Origin of the sequence: Micromonospora sp. SD12 (assembly GCF_052068495.1) — a bacterium.
Taxonomy (GTDB): Bacteria; Actinomycetota; Actinomycetes; order Mycobacteriales; family Micromonosporaceae; genus Micromonospora; species Micromonospora echinofusca.
Genome location: NZ_JBQHDF010000008.1, coordinates 157,373 through 175,935, shown reverse-complemented (window position 1 = coordinate 175,935; position 18,563 = coordinate 157,373). Strand labels below are relative to the sequence as shown.

Below are 18,563 nucleotides of genomic sequence, written 5' to 3'. Positions count from 1 at the left end.
GGTGAACGCGCGCGCCCTCACCCTGACGGCGGTGCTGTTGTCGTCGCTGTCGTTTCCGCTGACGATCACCGGGGCGTCCGTCGCTCTTCCCGGAATCCAGCACGACCTCGACGCGTCGCTCACCGCGGCGCAGTGGGTCGTCAACGGCTACAACCTCTGCTTCGCCGCGTTCCTGGCCCTCGGCGGCTCGCTGGCGGACCTGCTCGGCAAGCGCCGCCTCTTCGCCGCCGGGGTCGCGGTCTTCTTCGCCGGCAGCGTGCTCTGCGTGCTCGCCCCGGACGCCACGGTCCTGAACCTCGCACGCGTCCTCGCCGGCATCGGCGCGGCAGCGGCGACGGCAACCGGCCAGTCCACCCTCGCCGCGACCTTCGCCGGACCGGCCCGGACCCGGGTGTTCGGCGCGCTCGGCGCGGTCCTCGGTGCCGGCCTCGCGTTCGGACCCACGAGCTCCGGCCTGCTCGTGGACGCGCTCGGGTGGCGGGCCGTCTTCGCGGTCCCCGCCGCGCTGGCGGGAGTCGTGCTGCTGTTGTGCCCCTTCCTCCCCGCCCTGCCCGGTGCCGGGAAGGGCGTCGACTGGGGCGGCGGCATCCTGTTCACCGCCGCGCTCGCGCTTCTCATCTGGCTCTTCGTCGAGACACCCACCCTGGGGGCCGCGCATCCGTTGGTGATCGCCGCGCTGCTCGCCCTCGCGGCGTGCGGGATCGGGTTCGTACGGGTCGAGAAGCGCCGTGCCGACCCGATGTTCGACCTCGGCCTCCTGCGCAACCAGCGCTTCGTCGGGTACTCGCTGGTCGCCGCGACCATGATGGGACTGCTCGTGCCCCTTCTGGTCTACCTGCCCTCCTACCTCATCGACGTCGCCGGCCTCGACGCCGGGCGAGCCGGGCTGTGGATGCTCATGCTCACCCTGCCCTCGGTCGCCCTGCCCCCGGTCGGAGCGGCGGTCGCGCGTCGATCACCCCGCCTGCTCTGCGTCGGGGCGATCGCCCTCGGCACGGCCGGCATGTGCGCCCTCATCACCATCGGTCCCGACAGCACGCCGGGTTCCCTGCTCCTGCCGCTGCTGCTGATCGGGACCGGTGTCGGCGCCACCACCGGCGTGATCGACGGACTCGCCATCTCCAGCGCGCCCCTCCGTCAGGCCGGTACCGTGGCGGGGCTGTTCAACACCGGCCGGCTCGGCACCGAGACCATCGCGCTCGCGGTCGTCGGCTCCACCCTCGCCGTCGTCAGCGGCGGGCAGCTCGCCGGCGACGGCGTCACCGCCGCCCTGCACGTCGTCGCGATGGCGCTCGGGTGCTTCGGCACCGTCTCCGCCGTCGCCGTCGGCCTCCTCCTGCGGCGACGAGACGCCGGGCGCCCGGCGTCGTGACACCGCCGACGCTGCTCGTCGCGACACGGCCGACGCTGCTCGTCGCGGCACCGCCGACGTCGCGGCGCCCGGCGCCCGGCGTGCGTGGCAGGGGCCGCCGCGCTCGCCTCTCAGGACGTGGTGAGGATGACGAGCTGCCGGGTCGCCCGGGTCATCGCGACGTAGCGGTCGACCGCTCCCTCGACGCCTGCGCCGAAGGCCTCCGGGTCGACGAGGACGACCAGGTCGAACTCGAGCCCCTTCGCCAGCTCCGGCGTCAGCGACCGGACCCGGGACGTCGCCCGGAACGTGGGATCGCCGATGACGCACGCGGTCCCCTCGGCGTGCGCGGCGAGCCACGTGTCGAGGATCGGGCCCAGGTCGGCGGCGGATCCGCGTACGACGGGAGCGCCGCCGCCGCGGATGGAGGTCGGCACGTTGGCGTCGGGGAGCACGGCCCGGATGACGGGCTCGGCCTCCGCCATGACCTCTTCCGGCGTCCGGTAGTTGACGGTCAGGGAGGTCAGGGTGATCCGGTCGAGCCCGATGCGCTCCAGCCGTTCCCGCCACGACTCGGTGAACCCGCGCCGGGCCTGGGCGCGGTCCCCGACGATGGTGAAGCTCCCCGACGGGCAGCGCATCAGCAGCATCTGCCACTCGGCGTCGGTCAGCTCCTGAGCCTCGTCCACCACGATGTGGGCGAACGGTCCGGCGAGCAGGTCCGGCTCGACGTGGGGCAGGGCGCTCTCGTCGACCAGGGCGTCCTGGAGGTCCAGCTGGCGCAGGCTCGACAGCACGCCCTCGCCGTCGTCGTAGGTGTCGGCCTCGATCAGGTCGTCGACGACGGCGGCCATGCGCGCGCGTTCGACGGCGACGACGGCCTCCTGCCGGCGCCTGCGCCCGGACGCCTCCGCGTCACCGAGCCGTTGCCGTGCCGCGTCCAGCAGCGGCAGGTCGGACACCGTCCAGGCCCGGGCGTCGGGGCGCTGCAACGTGCGGACCTCGTCGGGGCCGAGCCAGGGAGCGCACCGGCGCAGATAGGCGGGCACCGACCACAGGTCGCCGACGAGGTCGGTCGCCTCGATCAGCGGCCAGGCCCGGTTGAACGCCGTACGCAGCTCCCGGTTGCGCAGCAGCGAGGCGCGGACCAGGTCGTCGGGCTCGTCGCCGTCGTACTTCTCCACCAGGATCGTGAGCAGTTCCTCCCAGACCTCGTCGCGCGCCTCGTTGTGGGGCGTACCGGGCCCCGGCGCCTCGAACGCCTCGGCCCAGTCGGCGGCGCGCAGCCGGATGTCGGCCTCGTCGGTGCTGACCGTCATCGGTGCGGTCGGCGGCTCCTCGTAGAACCTGACGGCCGACTCGATCGCCTTCACCATCGCCGCCGACGACTTCAGCCGGGCCACCTCCGGATCGGTCTCGACGCTCGCCGAGGCGCCCTCGGGCACGAGGTCGCGCAGGGTGCAGGTCTGCACCTCCTCCTCCCCCAGGCTGGGCAGCACGTCGGAGACGTACGCCAGGTAGGGCTGGTGCGGCCCGACGAACAGCACGCCGCCGCGGCGGTGACCGAGGCGCGGGTCGGCGTAGAGGAGGTACGCGGTGCGGTGCAGGGCGACGACGGTCTTGCCGGTGCCGGGACCGCCGTCCACGACGAGGGCACCGCTCGATCCCGCGCGGATGATGGCGTCCTGGTCGGCCTGGATCGTGCCGAGCACGTCGCGCATCCGCGGCGACCTGCTGGCGCCCAGGCTGGCGATGAAGGCGGACTGGTCGTCGAGCGTGGCGGTGTGCCCCGCGAGGGCGTCCGGGGTGAACACCTCGTCCCAGTAGTCGGTGATCCGGCCGCGCGTCCAGCGGTACCGGCGGCGGCTCGCCAGGCCCATCGGGTTGGCGTGGGTCGCCGCGAAGAACGGTTCGGCCGCGGGGGAACGCCAGTCGAGCAGCAGTCGTGCACCCGCGCCGTCGGTGAGGCCGCGTCGTCCGACGTACACGGGCGCGGAATCGTCGGCGCCGACCATGCGGCCGAGGCACAGGTCCACGCCGAAGCGGCGCAGTGTGCGCAGGCGGGCGGCCAGCCGACGGACCTCCATGTCCCGGTCCACCGCCTGCCGGCCCTTGCCACCGGGGGCCCGGCGCTCGGCGTCGAGGCGGTCGGACAACTCGGTGCTCGACTGCTCGATGCTCCGCGCGACGGCCGCGAAGTGCCGCTCGTCGGCGGCGATCAGCGTCGGATCGGCCTTGGCGGCGAGGTGGTCGGGAAGGTCGAACGCGCTGGCCGTCAGAGGATTCACGGCAACTCCGATCTCGTTCAGGATCCTGGCTCGCGGTACCGCGCGGTTCGCGCGGTACCCGCCCCGGGCGCGCCACCACCGGCCCGACGTTTCCGCGCGGGCCGCACGACGACGACTCATACATTTCATGGCTTTCCGTTTCCGCAGCTCGCGGCCTCGGCCGGTGATTCTGCGGCACGAACGGGGTCTTGCCGCAAGCCCCCCGGTGCGATATACGTTGAGAAGGGAAAGGGGCGGACGCTCCCTTTCCCTTTATTTCTTCCCGGGGCGGAAAACCCTTCGGGAATGGGTGCCGCGCACGACGGCGCAGCGGCCAGGCGGACATTCCCCGGCCGGCACGTGCGACCGGGCCGCGGCGCGCCTCGGCGGGGCCGTCGGCACGGTGTGGATCTTCCGCCACGCAGGGGTGACCTTCCATCGTGCCCGCCCTCGCCAGGCCGCCCGAGGAACGCTCCGCAAAGCCTGGGAGATGTCACACCCGTCGATTAGAATGTATGTACTAATCGAGGTCCTGACCTGGGAGGACGCCCGTGACCACGCCCGCCTCCGCCCCACCCACCCCCTACGCCACCCTGCTCGGCTTCACCCGCTACGTCGACCGCACCGGCCCGACGAAGGCCACCTTCGTCGGGGGCCTGCGCAAGCAGCGGGCCAGCCGCTCCGGCTTCAACCCGCACGGCCAGTTCGTCAAGGCGCTCAAGGCCGACATCGCCTTCCACACCGGCGGCACCCACCTCGACCAGGTGGTCGACGTGGTCAAGCCGCGTTGGCGCCCGCTCTACCAGGCCCTCGTCCCCGGCGCGACGGCCTGGCTGCGTTCCCTCGGCGAGCCGAGGTCCGTCGACCTCGCCCAGACCCGCGACGCGCTCGCGATGCTCGGCGACCTCCCCGTCAAGGTCAACCCCCAGTTCGGCGTACGGCACGCCGACGGTCGCGTCGAGGCCGTCCGACTGCACTTCGACGAGGCGCCGCCCAGCGAGGAGGCGACGCTCGCCACCCTGCACCTGATGGCCCGGCACATGGACGCGGTGCTCCCGCACGCCGAGCCGGTCCTGGTCGACGTGCGTCGGGGCGAGGCCCACCGCATGCCCGCCGACGCCCGCGCCGAGCAGATCGAGCGCTGGCTGGCCGGGGAGGCGGCGGCCTTCCGGGCCATCTGGGCCACCGCCGCCTGATCCCTTCCCACCACCCGATCCGCTCGCCCGGCCCGGCCGACATGGCCGGGCCGGGCGCCTACCGGGGATCCGCGTGGAAGCCCACATCCCGGGCGGCGGATCGACACGGCGCCCAGCATCGTGAATCATCTATCTTCATGACCACCGGGTCCATGGACGCCCGTCCACCCGCCGAGATCGCCGAAGACGAACAGGTGCCCGCCCCCGGGCCCCCCGGCCGGCGGGAGCGGTGGCGATGGCTGTGGCACGAATGGACGCTGGCGGTGCTCGGCGGGCTGCTGCTGGCGGTGGTGCTGACCTGGCCGACGATGCGGCATCCGGCGAGCACGATCCCCGGCGACATCGGCGACCCCACGTTGCAGGCGTGGCAGATGGCCTGGGCCGGGCACGCCCTGCTGAACAACCCGGCCGGCCTCTGGCACTCCAACACGTTCTTCCCCGAGACCCACACGTACGCCTACAGCGACACCCTGCTCGGCTACGCCCCGCTCGGCATGCTCGGCTCGGGCTTCGAGGCCGCCCTGGTCCGCTACAACGTGGCGTACGTGCTGGTGCACGCGCTGGCCTTCGTCGGGGCGTACGCGCTGGCCCGGCAGCTCGGCGCGGGCCGGCTGGGCGGGGCGGTCGCCGGCGTCGCGTGGGCGTACGCGCCCTGGCGCCTGGCGCACGCCGGGCACCTCAACATCCTCTCCAGCGGCGGGATCGCGCTGTGCCTGGCGATGCTGGCGCGCGGCCACGGCTGGTCGTTGCGGCACGGGTACCGCCCGGAGCGCCGGCGACCGGGCTGGGCCCTCGCGGGGTGGCTCGTCGCCGCCTGGCAGATCAGCCTGGGCTTCGGCATCGGGCTGCCCCTGGTCTACTTCCTGCTGGCCGCGGTGCTGGTCGGGGCCGGCGGCTACGGCTGGTCGTGGTGGCGGCGGGGGCGACGGCCCGCGTTCGGCCGGCGGCTGCTGGTCGCCGACCTGGCCGGCGGGGCCGTCTTCGGGGCGGTGACGCTGCTGCTGGGCCTGGTCTACCTGCGCGTCGTCGACCTCAATCCGCAGGCCGAACGGTCGCTGGCCTGGACGGAGATGTTCTCGCCGCCGCTGATCGGCTTCGTCACCGCCCCGGCGGACTCGTGGTGGTGGGGCGAGCGGCACGCGGCGGCCCGCGAACAGCTGACCTGGCCGCCGGAGATGGCGCTGCTGCCCGGGATGGTCCTGCTCGCGTTGGCCGCGGCGGGGCTGTTCGTCTCGGTCTACCCGGCCCGGCGTCGGGTCGCGGTGGCGCTCGGCGTGCTCGGCACGGTGCTGCTGGGCCTGGGGGTCACCCTCGGCGGCGACGGCGATCCGGGCTACCTGACGCTGTCGAAGCACCTGCCGGGCTGGGACGCGTTGCGCACGCCGGGGCGGATGATGCACTGGACCAGCCTGCTGCTGGCGGTGCTGGCGGCGGGTGCCGTGACGGTGTTCGCCACGGCGGTGCGCCGGTGGGCGTCCCACGGTCGGGCGAGGTTCCTGGCGCCGGTGCTGCTGCTGGTGCCGCTGGCCCTCGTGGGGCTGGAGGGGGTCAACCGGACGGCGCACCCGGTGGTGCCCACGCCACCGGCGGCGATGCGTACGGCGGCGGAACCGATGCTGGTGCTGCCGGCCGGCGGCGCGCTCGATCTGATCTTCATGTCCTGGACGACGGACGGGTTCCCCCGGGTGACGAACGGGCTCGCCGGGTTCGAGCCGGTCACCCAGGCGCAGACCCGGGCTGCGACGGCCGCCTTCCCCGACGCGGGCAGCGTGGCGTACCTGCGGGGCATCGGGGTGCGCTCCGTGGTGGCCCTGCCGGGCTGGGCCGCCGGCACCCCGTGGGAGGGCATCGCGCAACGGCCGTACGACGGGCTGGGCATCACCCGGGAGGAGATCGATGGTGTGCTGGTCTACCGCCTCTGACCGGGCCGGCGCGAGGCGGCGCGGTGGGCGCCGCCGGGCGTCCTCGGGCGCCGGCCGGACGGGGTGACGGACGTGCGCCTGTCGGTGGTGGTGCCCTGCTTCAACGAGGAGGCCTCGGTGGAGCGGCTGCACGCGGCGGTGAACGCCGCCGTCGCCGAGCTGACCGACGTCGAGATCGAGGTGGTGTACGTCGACGACGGCAGCTCCGACGGCACCCTCGTGGCGCTGCGCCGGCTCGCCGCCGCCGACCCCCGCGTGCGGTACACGTCGCTGAGCCGCAACTTCGGCAAGGAGGCGGCGATGCTGGCCGGGCTGGAGCGGGCCACCGGCGACGCGGTCGTCATCATGGACGCCGACCTCCAGCACCCGCCGTGGCTGCTGCCCGACATGGTGGCGCTGTATCGGCAGGGCTTCGACCAGGTGATCGCCCGCCGGGACCGGCGCGGTGACCGGTTCGTACGGATGCTGGCGTCGCGCTCCTTCTACCGGCTGGTCAACTGGTGGATCGACGTGCGGCTGCTGGACGGGGCGGGCGACTTCCGGCTGCTGTCCCGGCTCGCGGTGGACGCGGTGCTGGCGATGCCCGAGTACAACCGCTTCTCGAAGGGGCTGTTCTCCTGGATCGGGTTCCGCACGGTGGTTGTCGCGCACGGCAACCAGACCCGGCAGGCGGGCCGGAGCAGGTGGACGTTCGGCAAGCTGTTCAACTACGCGTTCGACGGGCTGCTGTCGTTCAACAACCGGCCGCTGCGTCTGGCGATCTACGGCGGCCTGTTCCTCACCCTGATCGCGGTGGTCTACATGGCCTGGGTGGTCGCCGACGCCGTCAGCAAGGGGATCGACGTTCCCGGCTACACCACCATCATCGTCAGCGTGATCGGCCTCGGCGGCATCCAGATGACGATCCTGGGCGTGATCGGGGAGTACATCGGCCGGATCTACTACGAGACCAAACGTCGGCCGCACTACCTGGTCCAGGAGACCGAGGACCTGGTCACGCAGGGCGGGGAGGCACCACGGGTGCCGGACCAGCCGGCGGTGCGGCCGACGGAGCGGATCCGCCGGGACGGGCCGGCCCGCGAGGACCTGCCCCGGTACCGCTCGCTGCGGCGCGCCGCCGGCGAGTCCGTGACGGGTGACGCGCGGCAGCCGTAGGGGGCTGCCGCGCGCGTACCGGTCAGGCGGTGAGGTACTTGGCCAGGTCGTCAAGGATCTTGTTGGCGGCGCCGATGCCGATGCCGGTCATCCAAATCTCGTCGGACACCACGTGCGCCTTGCCCGCCTTGACCGCCGACAGCCCCTTCCAGAGCGTCCCGCCGGTGACCTTGGCCTGCTCGGCGGCGGCCTTCTCGCCGTACGCGGTCACGAAGATGACGTCGCCGTCGACCTCGCCGACGCGCTCCGGGCTGACCCGGTCCATCCGCCGGTCCTCCTTGCCGGTGAGCTGCTGGCGCTCGGGGCGGCCCAGGCCGGTGTCGCCGATGACGATGCCGGAGAACGAGTCCGGCCCGTACACCCGGATCTCGGTCGGCATGAAGCGGACGATGGAGACCTTGCGGGTGGCGGCGTCGCCGAGCTTGCCGCCGAACTCCCTGGCCCGCGTCTCGTACGCGGCCAGCAGGTCCTTGGCCTGCTGCTCCTTGCCGAGCGCCGCGCCGTCGAAGAGGAAGTTCTCCTTCCAGGTGACGCCGACCTTCTCGGTGAAGACGGTCGGCGCGATGGCGGCCAGCTCGTCGTAGAACTTCTCCTGGCGGAACTTGCTGCCCAGGATGAGGTCCGGCTTGAGGGCGTTGATGGCCTCCAGGTCGGGCTCGGTGAGCACCCCGACCTCCTTGATGCCGGCGAGCTTCTCCTCGCCGAAGTAGGTCGGCCAGCTCCTCGCCTCGCCGGCGGTGGCGGCGCCGACCGGTGTGACGCCGAGGGTCAGGGCGGTGTCGATCTTGTCGGTGTCGAGCACGACGACCCGCTTGGGCTCCGTCGGCACCTTGGTGGTGCCCATGGCGTGGGTGATCTCCCGGGTCTGCCCGGTGGTGGTGTCGGCGACCGGGTCGCTCTCACCACAGGCGGTGAGACCGACGCCGAGAGCGAGGGCCGCGGTGAGGGCGGCGGCGAGACGACGCATCAGATTCCTTTCGAGGGGTACGAGCCGGTCAGCGGCGTCGCCGCGTCCCCGGCCGAGGGGCGAGGCAGGGAGGCGCCGGTGAGCGCGGGCACCACCAGGGGCGCCCCGGTCACCGGGCAGGGCACGACCACGCAGTCCAGGCCGAAGACGTCCCGGACCAGGTCGGCGGTGAGGATCTCCCGGGGCGGCCCGGCGGCCACCACGGCGCCGGAGCGCATCGCGATCAGGTGGTCGGCGTACCGGGCGGCCTGGTTGAGGTCGTGCAGCACGGCGACGACGGTGCGGCCCCGCTCGACGCGCAGCCGGTGCAGCAGGTCCAGCACCTCGACCTGGTGGGCGAGGTCGAGGAAGGTTGTGGGCTCGTCCAGCAGCAGCGCCTCGGTGTCCTGCGCGAGGGTCATGGCGATCCAGACGCGCTGCCGCTGGCCCCCGGAGAGGGTGTCCACCGGCCGGTCGGCCAGCCCGGTCACGTCGGCGAGCGCCATGGCCTGCTCGACGGCGACGCCGTCGGACTCCGACCACTGCCGCCACCACCGCTGGTACGGCTGCCGGCCCCGGCCCACCAGGTCGGCCACGGTGACGCCCTCCGGCACCAGCGGGCTCTGCGGCAGCACGCCGAGGCGGCGGGCGACCTCGCGGGTCGGCAGGTCGCGGATGGCGGTGCCGTCCAGCAGCACGGCGCCGCGCCGGGGCGTGAGCAGGCGGGCCATGGTGCGCAGCAGGGTGGACTTGCCGCAGGCGTTCGGACCGACGATCACCGTGAACGCGTCGCCCGGCAGTTCCAGGTCGAGCCCGTCCAGCACGGTCCGTTCGTCGTAACCGGCGACCAGGTCGCGGGTGGAGAGCATCACGCCTCCTTGCCAGGGTCGGACTTCACGAGGACCGCCGCCGGCCGCGCAGCAGCAGGAAGATCAGGTACGGGCCGCCGATGGCGGCGGTCAGCACGCCGGCGGGCAGCTGGGTGGGGGCGAACAGCCGCCGGCCGCCCAGGTCGGCCAGCACCAGCAGCAGCGCCCCGAGCAACGCGGCGCCGACCAGCGGCGGACGCTCGGCGCGGACCAGCCGGCGGGCCAGCTGCGGGGCGACCAGGGCGACGAAGTCCACCGCGCCCACCTGGGCGGTGACCATCGCGGCGGCCAGCACCCCGGTCCCGGCGAGGCCGACCCGACGGGCCGTCGGACGCAGGCCGATCCCCCGGGCGGTGTCGTCGTCCAGGGCGGTGCTGTTCAGCGCCCAGCCGGCCCAGGCCAGCACCGGCAGGAGCGCGACCAGGGTGAGGGCGATCCACAGGCTCTCGGTCCAGCCCCTGCCGGCGAGCGTGCCGATCAGCCAGATCTGCGCGCGCAGCCCGTCGATCGGGTCGGCGGTGAGCATGACCACCTCGGTCAGGGCCCGCAGCGCGAAGGCGACCGCCACGCCGGCGAGCACGAACCGCTGGGCGGCCAGGCCGTGCCGGGCGCCGAGGGCGAACAGCAGCGCGGCGGCGACCAGCCCGCCGACCAGCGCGGCCGGCGCCACGAGCACGGCGGCGACGCCACCGGTCAGGGCCACCGTCGCGGCGAGGCCGGCGCCCTGGGTGATGCCGACGACGTCGGGGCTGGCGAGCGGGTTGCGCGCCACGCTCTGGATCAGGGTGCCCGCCACCCCGAAGGCCGCGCCGGCCACCGCCGCCAGCACCAGCCGGGGCAGCCGCAGGTCCAGGACCACCAGGTCGTACGGGGTGCCGGCGCCGGAGAGGGCGCGCAGCACGTCGACCGGGGCGACGTACGGGGTGCCCAGCGAGAGGCTGAGCAGCCCCGCGGCGAGCAGCAGCACGACCAGCACGGCGGCGACCAGCACCGAGCGGCGGCGGACCTGCACGGCGACCGGACCGATCCGCACCAGCGAACGCCCGGGCAGCGCGGTGACGCCGACGCGGGGCCGCCCCGCCGGCCGTCCGGCGGCCGGGGCGGTGGGGGCGGTCACGCCGTCACGACCTTCGCGCGGCGCACCAGGAAGGCCAGCAGCGGGGCGCCGACCAGGGCGGTCACGATGCCCGCGGGCACCTCCCCGGGCGGCGCGACGAGCCGGCCGACGACGTCGGCGCCCAGCAGCAGCGCGGGTCCCAGCAGCGCGGAGACCGCGAGGGTCCACCGGTGGTCGGCGCCGACCAGGGCGCGGGCCAGGTGCGGCACCGCGAGCCCGACGAACGCGATCGGGCCGGCGGCGGCGACGGCCGCCCCGGTGAGCAGGACCGCGGCGAGACCGCCGCCGAGACGGACCAGGCCGATCCGGTGCCCGAGGCCCCGGGCCACGTCGTCGCCGAGGGCCAGCGCGTCCAGGCCCCGGGCGACCAGCGCGGCCAGGAACAGCCCGGCCAGCACGAACGGCACCACCTGTACGGCCACCGTGAGGTCCCGGCCGGTCAGCCCGCCGACCACCCAGAAGCGGTACTCCTCGAAGGTGCGGGCGTCCATGCTGAGCAGCGCGTACACCACGGAGGCGAGACTGGCGTCGAGGGCCGCGCCGACCAGCGCGAGGGTGACCGGGCTGGCGCCCTCGCGGGCCTTGGCGGCGACGGCGAAGACCAGCACGCCGGCGCCGAGCGCGCCGCCGATGCCGAACCAGACGTACCCGGCCAGGGTGCTCACGCCGAAGACGGAGATGGCCAGCACCACGCCGAACGAGGCGCCGGCGCTGATGCCGAGGATCCGCGGCTCGGCCAGCGGGTTGCGGGTGAGGGCCTGGAAGAGGACCCCGGCGACGGCGAGGGCGAGCCCGACGGCGAGGCCCAGCGCGGTACGCGGCATCCGCAGTTCCCGCACGATGGTGGCGGCCTCGCCGCCGTCGGGGGCGACCAGCGCTCGCCACACCTCGTCGACGGCCAGCGCCCGGCTGCCGAGCGCGAAGCTCGCCAGCACGGCCAGCCCCAGCACCACGGCGGCGGCCACGGTGACTGCGAGCCGACGACCGCCACGCGCCCGGGGCCGGGCGCCGGCAGGCGCCGGTCGGATGGCGAGGCTGGTCACGAGGCTCCTGCACGTTCGGGCTTAGGGTCGCCTTACCGTAGCGGAACGCCCTGGCCGGGCCTAACTCGCCGTCGTCGATCCGAGCGGCGCTGAGCAGGGCGGACGGCGCCGGATCCGGGCGGACGGCGGCCCCGGCCGCCCTAGTGTGTGGGCATGCGATTCGACCAGCACACGGTGGTGCTCCTGCTCCGGCCGGCGGACGCGCCGGACCTGCCGCTGGACGCGGCCGACCGGTTGCAGGACGCCCACCTGGCGCACCAGGCGGGGCTGGTGGAGCAGGGGCTCGTCCTGGCGGCGGGGCCGTTCGTCGACGCCGACGACGAGCGGCTGCGCGGGTTCGTCGTGCTCTCCGTCTCGCCGCAGGAGGCCCGCGAGCTCTACCACAACGACCCGGCCGTGCGGGCCGGGCGGCTCGGCGTGCAGGTGATGAGCTGGATGGTGCCGGAGGGAATCGTGCGCTTCGAGAGCGTGCCGCTGCCCCGGTCGGTCCTGGAAGCCGCCGCCGGCGACTGACGGCCCGGCGGCCGGGCGTCAGCGGGCGCCGGTCCGCCGTCGGCGGGCCGGGCGTCAGTTAGGCGGCCGGGGGCGTCAGTCGGCCGGCCGTGGCGCGGGGACCGGGCCGGCCGGCCCGTCGAGCTGCTGGTCGGCCCAGACGTACGTCTCCGGCAGCAGCTCGGCGACGTGCACCACGCGCAGCGCGTCCATCGGCCCGACGATGACCCGGACCGTGGGGAAGTAGTCGCGCAGCACCTGCCGGCAGCGCCCGCAGGGCGGGATCACCCCGCGCCCCCGGTCGCCCACCGCGACGATCGTCTCCAGCTCGGTGACGCCCTGCGTGGCGGCGGCGCCGACCGCGACCACCTCGGCGCAGGGACCGCCGGTGAAGTGGTAGACGTTGACCCCGGTGAAGACCCGGCCGTCGGTGGTCCGCGCGGCGGCGGCGACCGTGTGGTTCTCGCTGCGGCAGCGCAGCTTGGCGACCGCCGTGGCGGCCTGCACGAGGGCCCGGTCGGTGTCGCGCATCGTCATCCAGTCCCCCGTGGCCAAGGTCGGTCGACGCCCCACTCTAGTCCGAGGCGGCGCCGCCCGCGCGCCCCTCGTGGGGCGCCGCCGACGGGCGTGGGCGCGGGCGGGCCGGGGCGGTGCGGCGGTAACCCGGGGGCGGTCCGGCCGGCGGCTGCCTATCCTTGGCGACGACATGCAGAATCCAGCCGCACCCGCCGCGACCGACCCCGTCCGCGAGCTGCACCGCCGCCTCCGTCCCCTGATGTTCCGCGACCAGCGCCGCCTGCAACGGCGCCTGGACGGGGTACGCCGGCTGCGCGACCCGCAGCGCCGGGAGTCGGCGCTCGGGGAGATCGCCGCCGACGTGGCGCGGGCCGAGGCCGTGCTCGAGAACCGCCGCGCCGCCGTACCGGTGATCACGTATCCGGCCCAGCTGCCGGTGAGCGAGCGCAAGGACGACATCGCCGCCGCGATCCGCGACCACCAGGTGGTGATCGTGGCCGGCGAGACGGGCTCCGGCAAGACCACCCAGCTGCCGAAGATCTGCCTGGAGCTGGGGCGCGGGATCACCGGCCTGATCGGGCACACCCAGCCGCGCCGGCTGGCCGCGCGTACGGTGGCGGACCGCATCGCCGAGGAGCTCGGCACCGAGCTGGGCGACGTGGTCGGCTACAAGGTGCGCTTCGCCGACCAGGTCAGCGACCGCAGCCTGGTCAAGCTGATGACCGACGGCATCCTGCTCGCCGAGTTGCAGACCGACCGGATGCTGCGCCAGTACGACACGCTGATCATCGACGAGGCGCACGAGCGCAGCCTCAACATCGACTTCATCCTCGGCTACCTGCGCCAGCTCCTCCCCCGCCGACCCGACCTCAAGGTGGTCATCACCTCGGCGACCATCGAGACCGAGCGCTTCGCCCGACACTTCGCGGGGCCGCCCACCGCCGACGAGCCCGACGGCGTGCCGGCGCCCGTGGTCGAGGTCTCCGGGCGCACGTACCCGGTCGAGGTGCGCTACCGGCCGCTGGTCGAGGTGGCCGAGGGCGAGGACGACGGCGAGGACGAGGAGAACGTCCGCGACCAGGTCCAGGCCATCGGCGACGCCGTCGAGGAACTGGCCGCCGAGGGGCCCGGCGACGTCCTGGTCTTCCTCAGCGGCGAGCGGGAGATCCGCGACACCGCCGACGCGCTGGGCAAGCTGGTGGAGAAGAAACCGGCGCTGCGCGGCACCGAGATCCTGCCGCTGTACGCCCGGCTCTCCACCGCCGAGCAGCACCGGGTCTTCGCCCCGCACGCCGGGCGCCGGGTGGTGCTGGCGACCAACGTGGCGGAGACCTCGCTCACCGTGCCCGGCATCAAGTACGTGGTGGACCCGGGCACGGCCCGCATCTCCCGCTACAGCAGCCGGCTCAAGGTGCAGCGGCTGCCGATCGAGCCGGTCTCACAGGCGTCGGCCAACCAGCGCAAGGGGCGCTGCGGGCGTACCTCGGACGGCATCTGCATCCGCCTCTACGACGAGCAGGACTTCCTGTCCCGCCCGGAGTTCACCGACCCGGAGATCCTGCGTACCAATCTCGCCTCGGTCATCCTCCAGATGACCTCCATCGGGCTGGGCGACATCGCCGCGTTCCCGTTCATCGACCCGCCGGACCGGCGCAACGTCGCCGACGGCGTGAACCTGCTGCACGAGCTCGGGGCGCTCGACCCGGCCGAGGCCGACCCGGCGAAGCGGCTCACCCCGCTGGGCCGGCGGCTGGCGCAGCTCCCCGTCGACCCGCGGCTGGCCCGGATGGTCGTCGAGGGCGAGCGCAACGGCTGCGCCACCGAGGTGATGGTGATCGCCGCCGCGCTGTCGATCCAGGACCCGCGCGAGCGGCCCGCCGAGAAGCAGGCCCAGGCCGACCAGGCGCACGCGCGGTTCACCGACCGCGAGTCGGACTTCGTGACGCTGCTCAACCTGTGGCGGCACCTGCGCGAGCAGCAGCGCGAGCTGTCGTCCAGCGCGTTCCGGCGGATGTGCAAGGCCGAATACCTCAACTACCTGCGGGTACGCGAGTGGCAGGACATCGTCAGCCAGTTGCGACAGGTGAGACGTACGCCCGAAGAAGGGCGACCGACGCGCGACGCAGGCGGCGGGCGCCGGGGCGGCGCGGACCTGCCGGAGGAGATCGACACGCCGAAGGTGCACCAGTCGCTGCTGGCCGGCCTGCTGTCGCACGTCGGGCTCAAGGACGCGCAGAAGCACGAGTATCTCGGCGCCCGGGGCGCGAAGTTCGCGCTCTTCCCCGGCTCGGCGCTGTTCAGGAAGCCGCCGCGCTGGGTGATGGCCGCCGAGCTGGTGGAGACCTCCCGGCTCTGGGGCCGGGTGGCCGGCCGGGTCGAGCCCGAGTGGGTCGAGCCCCTGGCGACGCACCTGGTCAAGCGCAGCTACAGCGAGCCGCACTGGGAGAAGAAGCAGGCGGCCGTGATGGCCTACGAGAAGGTGACCCTCTACGGCGTCCCGCTGGTCACCTCGCGGAAGGTCAACTTCGGCCGGATCGACCCGGCGCTGTCGCGGGAGCTGTTCATCCGGCACGCCCTCGTCGAGGGCGACTGGCAGACCCACCACCACTTCTGGCGGGACAACCAGCGGCTGCTGACGGAGATCGAGGAGCTGGAGCACCGGGCCCGGCGCCGCGACATCCTCGTCGACGACCAGACCGTCTTCGACTTCTACGACGCCCGCATCCCGGCCGACGTGGTCTCCGGGCGGCACTTCGACGCCTGGTGGAAGAAGACCCGACGGGAGCAGCCCGACCTGCTCACCTTCACCCGGGAGCTGCTGGTCAACGCCGGCCGCACCGGCGTGGACGAGGCCGACTACCCCGACGAGTGGTCAGCCGACGGGGTGACCCTGCCGTTGACCTACCGCTTCGAGCCGGGCACCCCCACCGACGGCGTGACCGTCGACATCCCGCTGCCCCTGCTCAACCAGGTGCCGGCGGAGAGCTTCGACTGGCAGGTGCCCGGGCTGCGCGAGGAACTGGTGATCGCGCTGATCCGCTCGCTGCCCAAGGCGGTACGCCGCAACTTCGTACCGGTGCCGGACTTCGCGCGCGCGGCGCTGGCCGCGATGCCGGCCGGCGAGGAGCCGCTGCTGGACGCGCTGACCCGGCAGCTGCGCCGGATGACCGGCGTCACCGTGCCCCGCGACGCGTGGGACACCGAGCGGCTCCCCGCGCACCTGCGGGTCAGCTTCCGGGTGCTCGACGAGGAGAACAAGCCGGTCGCCGAGGGCAAGGACCTACCGGCCCTGCAACGTCGGCTCAAGGCGGAGGTACGCCAGGTCGTGGCCGCCGCCGCGCCGGACGTGGCCCGCACCGGGCTGCGCGAGTGGAGCATCGACGTTCTTCCTCGCACCATCGAGCAGGTGCGCGCCGGGTACGCCGTGACCGCGTACCCGGCCCTGGTCGACGAGGGCGACACCGTCGGGGTGAAGGTCTTCGACTCGCCCGCCGAGCAGGAGGCGGCGCACTGGGCGGGTACGCGGCGGCTGCTGCGGCTCACCGTGCCGTCGCCGGCGAAGTTCCTGCAGGGGCGGCTGAGCAACGAGGCGAAGCTGGCGCTGAGCCGCAATCCGCACGGCGGCGTACAGGAGCTGATCTCGGACGCGGCGGGGGCGGCGATCGACAAGCTGATCGGTGACGCCGGCGGCCCGGCCTGGGACGCCGAGGGCTTCGCCGCCCTGCGGGAGAAGGTCCGGGCCGACCTGGTGGACACCGTAGTCGAGATCATGGATCGGGTCCGCCGGGTGCTCGCCGCCGCGTACGCGGTCGAGCAGCGCCTCGGCGCCACGCGGAACCTGGCGGTGGTGGCCGCGCTGGCCGACATCCGGGCTCAGCTGAACGGCCTGGTGCACAAGGGGTTCGTCACCGAGACCGGGTACGCGCGCCTGCCCGACCTGCTGCGCTACCTCACCGCGATCGAGCGGCGGCTGGACCGGCTGCCGGGCAACCCGCAGCGCGACAAGCAGCAGCAGGACCGGGTCGCGGTGGTACAGAAGGAGTACCAGGAGATGCTCGCCGCGCTGCCGCAGAGCCGCCGGCAGTCGACGGCGGTGCGGCAGATCCGCTGGATGATCGAGGAGCTGCGGGTGAACGTGTTCGCCCAGGCGCTGGGCACCCCGTACCCGGTGTCGGAGCAGCGGATCTACCGCGCGATGGACGAGGCGGAGGGCAGGTAGGGCGGCACGCCCGCACCCGTCGGACGGCGTCCGCCCGGCTCAGGGTGCCGACGCCGGGACGGTCATGGCGCCGATGCCGGGACGGTCATGGCGCGGACGCCGGGGCACCGCGCAGCACCCGCAGCAGCACCGGCGGGGAGAGCAGCCGCGTCGGCGGGTCGACGAGGTTCACCACCCGCAGGAACGCCGCGCCCAGCGCCGGGTCCCGGGTCGCCGCCGCGTGCAGCCGGCCCACGTACGCGTTGACCAGGCGTACCCGCGGCGAGCGGCGGCCGGGCACCTCGGGGAAGCGCAGGTCGGTGCCGACCGCGATGGACCACGGCCCGTCGATCAGCCGGGCGGCGCCCCGGAAGAACCGCCGGGCGAGCCGGTCGGGCGAGCGCCGCAGCAGCCGGCGCAGCAGCAGGGCCTCCAGCGCGGCCACCGTCATGCCCTGCCCGTAGACCGGATTGAAGCTGCACACGGCGTCGGCCACCACCAGGTAGCCGGCCGGGAAGCGGCGCAGCCGCTCGTAGCGCCGCCGCACGCTGGCCGGGAACTTCATCGTCGCCGGCGGGCTCTCCGGCTGCGCCGTACGCAGCAGCTCGGCGATCTGCGGGGCGGCGAGGGTCTCGGCGAAGGCGGTCATGCCGTCGTCGTCGGCCGGCGGCTCCTCGCCGAGCATGCCGCTGAGCGCCACCGCGAACCGGCCCTGCTCCTGCACGGCGACGATGCCGCCCCGGGGCTGGCCGGGCACGGCGTTGGTGAGCGCGCCGAGCAGCCCCTCCAGGTGGTGCGGCTCCCGGCGGTAGGTGCGGGTGAGGTAGGTGACGCCGACCTTGACCCGTTCCTCCGGCGCGGGCCGGTAGCCCAGCTCGGCCAGCCACACCGGGCTGCGGGTGCCCCGGCCGCCGGCGTCGACGACGAGGTCGGCGGCGACGGTCGTGGGCTCCCCGTCGCGGGGGTGCAGCCGCACCCCGGTGACCCGCCGCCGGTCGACGGTGGTGGTCAGGCCCGCCACCTCGCAGCCCGAGACGATCCGCACCCCGGGCAGGGCGGCCACCCGCTCCCGGACGACCTGTTCCAGCAGCGGTCGGCTGACCCCGAGGGCGAACAGCGGCGACGGGGCGCGGCGCATCCGGTGGCCGTTGTTGTACCAGTGGACCTGCTCGTGCAGGTCGACCGTGGGCACGCCGCGCGCGGCCAGCTCCGCCGAGATGCCCGGCAGCAGCTCCTCGAACGCCTGCCGGCCCCGGGTCAGCAGGACGTGCAGCTGCCGTCCCTGGGGTACGCCCCGGCGGCTGTCCGCCCGCTCGGGCAGCAGGTCACGGTCCACGAGGGTGACCCGCTCGTACGCCTCGGTGAGAGCGCGCGCCGTCAGCAGGCCGCCCATGCTGGCGCCGATCACCACGGCGCTACCCGTTGCCATGCGGGCAGCGTAGGCACGCCGACGGGGGCCGGTCGTCTTCCGTCGTGCGCACCTGACGGCGG

Annotated in this window: 13 protein-coding genes; 6 read left to right on the top strand and 7 right to left on the bottom strand. The window is 74.2% G+C overall.

Going from position 1 to position 18,563, the window contains the following annotated elements; genetic code table 11:
• Window position 1 precedes the first annotated feature (1 nt).
• Entirely contained in the window at window positions 2–1,372 is a 1,371-nt protein-coding gene (locus ACTMS2_RS17935) for an MFS transporter (RefSeq protein ID WP_441176399.1), read from the top strand.
• A gap of 110 nt (window positions 1,373–1,482) precedes the next feature.
• Here ACTMS2_RS17935 and helR read toward each other — a convergent pair whose 3' ends face one another.
• Window positions 1,483–3,630: an RNA polymerase recycling motor ATPase HelR gene (gene helR / locus ACTMS2_RS17930; protein ID WP_441176493.1), complete on the bottom strand. Its 2,148-nt coding sequence runs from the start codon at window positions 3,628–3,630 to the stop codon at window positions 1,483–1,485.
• Window positions 3,631–4,169: 539 nt separating this feature from the next.
• Here helR and ACTMS2_RS17925 point away from each other — a divergent pair.
• The 3 genes from ACTMS2_RS17925 to ACTMS2_RS17915 all read left to right on the top strand — a co-directional run bounded on the left by ACTMS2_RS17925 (window position 4,170) and on the right by ACTMS2_RS17915 (window position 7,891).
• Window positions 4,170–4,814 carry a hypothetical protein gene (locus ACTMS2_RS17925; RefSeq protein ID WP_441176398.1) on the top strand — a complete coding sequence of 215 codons (645 nt, stop codon included), beginning with the start codon at window positions 4,170–4,172 and terminating at the stop codon, window positions 4,812–4,814.
• A 152-nt stretch (window positions 4,815–4,966) separates the two neighbouring features.
• Window positions 4,967–6,736 (top strand): hypothetical protein, encoded by a 1,770-nt coding sequence (locus tag ACTMS2_RS17920; RefSeq protein ID WP_441176492.1) that lies wholly within the window; start codon window positions 4,967–4,969, stop codon window positions 6,734–6,736.
• 63 nt (window positions 6,737–6,799) lie between these two features.
• Complete coding sequence (locus ACTMS2_RS17915) at window positions 6,800–7,891, top strand: glycosyltransferase family 2 protein (protein ID WP_441176397.1); 1,092 nt, start codon at window positions 6,800–6,802, stop codon at window positions 7,889–7,891.
• Between the two features lie 22 nt (window positions 7,892–7,913).
• On the opposite strand, the gene ACTMS2_RS17910 is transcribed toward ACTMS2_RS17915, so the two are convergent.
• Genes ACTMS2_RS17910 through ACTMS2_RS17895 form a run of 4 tightly spaced genes read right to left on the bottom strand, consistent with a single transcriptional unit; the run spans window position 7,914 to window position 11,866 of the window.
• Window positions 7,914–8,858 (bottom strand): ABC transporter substrate-binding protein, encoded by a 945-nt coding sequence (locus ACTMS2_RS17910; protein ID WP_441176396.1) that lies wholly within the window; start codon window positions 8,856–8,858, stop codon window positions 7,914–7,916.
• Entirely contained in the window at window positions 8,858–9,706 is an 849-nt protein-coding gene (locus tag ACTMS2_RS17905) for an ABC transporter ATP-binding protein (RefSeq protein ID WP_441176395.1), read from the bottom strand. Before ACTMS2_RS17905 ends, ACTMS2_RS17910 begins: the two co-directional genes overlap by 1 nt.
• 25 nt (window positions 9,707–9,731) lie before the next feature.
• Window positions 9,732–10,823: a FecCD family ABC transporter permease gene (locus tag ACTMS2_RS17900; protein WP_441176394.1), complete on the bottom strand. Its 1,092-nt coding sequence runs from the start codon at window positions 10,821–10,823 to the stop codon at window positions 9,732–9,734.
• Window positions 10,820–11,866 (bottom strand): FecCD family ABC transporter permease, encoded by a 1,047-nt coding sequence (locus ACTMS2_RS17895; protein WP_441176393.1) that lies wholly within the window; start codon window positions 11,864–11,866, stop codon window positions 10,820–10,822. The genes ACTMS2_RS17900 and ACTMS2_RS17895 overlap by 4 nt, the downstream gene beginning before the upstream one ends.
• Before the next feature lie 153 nt (window positions 11,867–12,019).
• Between ACTMS2_RS17895 and ACTMS2_RS17890 the strand changes: the two genes are divergently transcribed.
• The gene (locus tag ACTMS2_RS17890; protein ID WP_363621771.1) at window positions 12,020–12,379 is read left to right on the top strand and encodes a YciI family protein; all 360 of its coding nucleotides are present in this window, start codon (window positions 12,020–12,022) and stop codon (window positions 12,377–12,379) included.
• Between the two features lie 75 nt (window positions 12,380–12,454).
• Here ACTMS2_RS17890 and ACTMS2_RS17885 read toward each other — a convergent pair whose 3' ends face one another.
• Window positions 12,455–12,895: a cytidine deaminase gene (locus ACTMS2_RS17885; protein ID WP_441176392.1), complete on the bottom strand. Its 441-nt coding sequence runs from the start codon at window positions 12,893–12,895 to the stop codon at window positions 12,455–12,457.
• Between the two features lie 169 nt (window positions 12,896–13,064).
• On the opposite strand from ACTMS2_RS17885, the gene hrpA reads away from it, so the two are divergent.
• A complete protein-coding gene (hrpA, locus tag ACTMS2_RS17880) occupies window positions 13,065–17,093 on the top strand; it encodes an ATP-dependent RNA helicase HrpA (protein WP_441176391.1) in 4,029 nt (1,342 codons plus the stop codon).
• Window positions 17,094–17,178: 85 nt separating this feature from the next.
• Here the strand turns inward: hrpA and ACTMS2_RS17875 are convergent, their stop codons facing one another.
• Window positions 17,179–18,501 carry an FAD-dependent oxidoreductase gene (locus ACTMS2_RS17875; protein WP_441176390.1) on the bottom strand — a complete coding sequence of 441 codons (1,323 nt, stop codon included), beginning with the start codon at window positions 18,499–18,501 and terminating at the stop codon, window positions 17,179–17,181.
• Between the last annotated feature and the right edge of the window lie 62 nt (window positions 18,502–18,563).

Coding starts and splice junctions, on each gene's coding strand:
- ACTMS2_RS17905 (WP_441176395.1), bottom strand. CDS start 9,706: ATGCTCTCCACCCGCGACCTGGTCGCCGGTTACGACGAACGGACCGTG.
- ACTMS2_RS17910 (WP_441176396.1), bottom strand. CDS start 8,858: ATGCGTCGTCTCGCCGCCGCCCTCACCGCGGCCCTCGCTCTCGGCGTC.
- ACTMS2_RS17920 (WP_441176492.1), top strand. CDS start 4,967: ATGGACGCCCGTCCACCCGCCGAGATCGCCGAAGACGAACAGGTGCCC.
- ACTMS2_RS17890 (WP_363621771.1), top strand. CDS start 12,020: ATGCGATTCGACCAGCACACGGTGGTGCTCCTGCTCCGGCCGGCGGAC.
- hrpA (WP_441176391.1), top strand. CDS start 13,065: ATGCAGAATCCAGCCGCACCCGCCGCGACCGACCCCGTCCGCGAGCTG.
- ACTMS2_RS17875 (WP_441176390.1), bottom strand. CDS start 18,501: ATGGCAACGGGTAGCGCCGTGGTGATCGGCGCCAGCATGGGCGGCCTG.
- ACTMS2_RS17885 (WP_441176392.1), bottom strand. CDS start 12,895: ATGACGATGCGCGACACCGACCGGGCCCTCGTGCAGGCCGCCACGGCG.